This window comes from Mesorhizobium sp. M7A.F.Ca.CA.002.09.1.1 (assembly GCF_003998555.1).
GTDB classification, from domain to species: Bacteria; Pseudomonadota; Alphaproteobacteria; order Rhizobiales; family Rhizobiaceae; genus Mesorhizobium; species Mesorhizobium ciceri.
The window spans coordinates 1-2,015 of the sequence record NZ_RZRR01000961.1; the positions used below are offsets into that span (position 1 = coordinate 1).

At 64.1% G+C, this 2,015-nt stretch carries 1 protein-coding gene and 1 pseudogene; both read left to right on the top strand.

The features are described 5' to 3' along the window. Positions 1–362: pseudogene (locus EN994_RS28920) on the top strand (Na+/H+ antiporter); the annotation flags it as partial. 173 nt (positions 363–535) lie between these two features. Further along, positions 536–1,849: a serine hydroxymethyltransferase gene (gene glyA, locus EN994_RS28925; protein WP_013532252.1), complete on the top strand. Its 1,314-nt coding sequence runs from the start codon at positions 536–538 to the stop codon at positions 1,847–1,849. Positions 1,850–2,015 lie beyond the last annotated feature (166 nt).

The following is a 2,015-nucleotide window of genomic DNA, read 5'->3' on the forward strand; positions in this document are numbered from 1 at the left end:
AGGAGCGGCTGGCGCGTGTCGGCGCCGCCAAGGCGGCAATCGCGCGCATCGAGAGCATCGCCGGAGCCGCAGATGATGAGGGAGGCGAGGTGCCCGGCGCCAGGCTTGCCGCCGCCGACAGCATCGTCGCCGGGTACCGGCGCCGCATCGCCGCCTCGGACGAAGCCGATGAGGCCCGCGCCGAGGCGCGTGAAGCCGGAAGGCTGGAGCTCGAATTGAGATTTGCGGGCATCGAAGCCGAGCGCGAAGCCGTGCGCGCCATGTTTCGCAGCGGCGAGATCAACGACCATACGTCGCAGGCGCTGTTTACCGAGATCACGCTCACCGAGGCATTGCTGAGGGGCCGGAAGGCGAGGAAATAACGACGCGCGGGCCTGGCTGGCGCAATCCGGCCAGCAAATTTCGCGTGGCAAACGTGGCGGGGCGAAAACAACTGTGTTAATGGCGCCGCGTGCAGGTTGCCCAAAAGTGTACAGCGGTTTGGGCAACGACATGCATAAACAAAATTGCCCCCGAACCCCGAGGATTTCAGGCTATGGCAACAGCAGCGGCAGTGTCGAACAAATTCGAATCCTTCTTCGAAACCACGCTGGCCGACGCCGATCCGGAGATTTTCGGCGCCATCCGCAACGAACTCGGCCGCCAGCGCCACGAGATCGAGCTGATCGCCTCGGAAAACATTGTTTCCCGCGCGGTGCTTGAGGCGCAGGGCTCGATCATGACCAACAAATATGCCGAGGGCTATCCGGGCAAGCGCTACTACGGCGGCTGCCAGTTTGTCGACGTGGCCGAGGAACTGGCCATCGAGCGCGCCAAGAAGCTGTTCGGCTGCAACTTCGCCAATGTCCAGCCGAATTCCGGCAGCCAGATGAACCAGGCCGTCTTCCTGGCGCTCTTGCAGCCGGGCGACACGTTCATGGGCCTCGACCTCAATTCCGGCGGCCATCTGACCCACGGTTCGCCGGTCAACATGAGCGGTAAATGGTTCAAGGTCGTCTCCTATGGCGTGCGCCAGGACGACCATCTGCTCGACATGGATGCCATCGAGAAGACCGCGCATGAAACCAAGCCGAAGCTGATCCTGGCCGGCGGCACCGCCTATTCCCGCGTCTGGGACTGGAAGCGTTTTCGCGAGATCGCCGACGCGGTCGGCGCCTATCTGATGGTCGACATGGCGCACATCGCCGGGCTGGTCGCCGGCGGCGTGCATCCGTCGCCGCTGCCGCATGCCCATGTCGTGACGACCACGACGCACAAGTCGCTGCGCGGCCCGCGCGGCGGCATGATCCTGTGCAATGACGAGGACATCGCCAAGAAGATGAATTCGGCGGTGTTCCCCGGCCTGCAGGGCGGCCCGCTTATGCATGTCATCGCCGCCAAGGCGGTTGCCTTCGGCGAAGCGCTGAAGCCAAGCTTCAAGGTCTATGCCGAGAGCGTTGCCGCCAACGCCAAGGCGCTCGCCTCCAGCCTCAAGGAAACCGGTCTCGACATCGTCTCCGGCGGCACAGACAACCATCTGATGCTGGTCGATTTGCGTCCGAAGAACGCCACCGGCAAGCGCGCCGAGGCGGCGCTGGGCCGCGCCAACATCACGTGCAACAAGAACGGTATTCCGTTCGACCCGGAAAAGCCTTTTGTCACCTCGGGCGTGCGTCTCGGCACCCCGGCCGGCACCACGCGCGGCTTCGGCCAGGCCGAATTCCGGGAGATCGGCAAGCTGATCGCCGAAGTGCTGGATGGTCTCAAGGTCGCCAATTCCGACGAGGGCAATGCCGCCGTCGAAGCAGCGGTCAAGGCCAAGGTCGTGGCGCTGACCGATCGCTTCCCGCTCTATCCCTATCTCGGCTGACGCGATAGGAAGTTTTGCGGCCTGCTGCAACGACAAGCGTCGTTTCAGCAGGCCGGGGCGACCGACAGGAGCCTTGATGATGCGACCATTTCGTTTCGCCGACCTTGGCGCCGTTGGCGCTCTGGCTGCTTTGATCGCCGGGCCTTTCCCCGGCAACGCCTTGGCG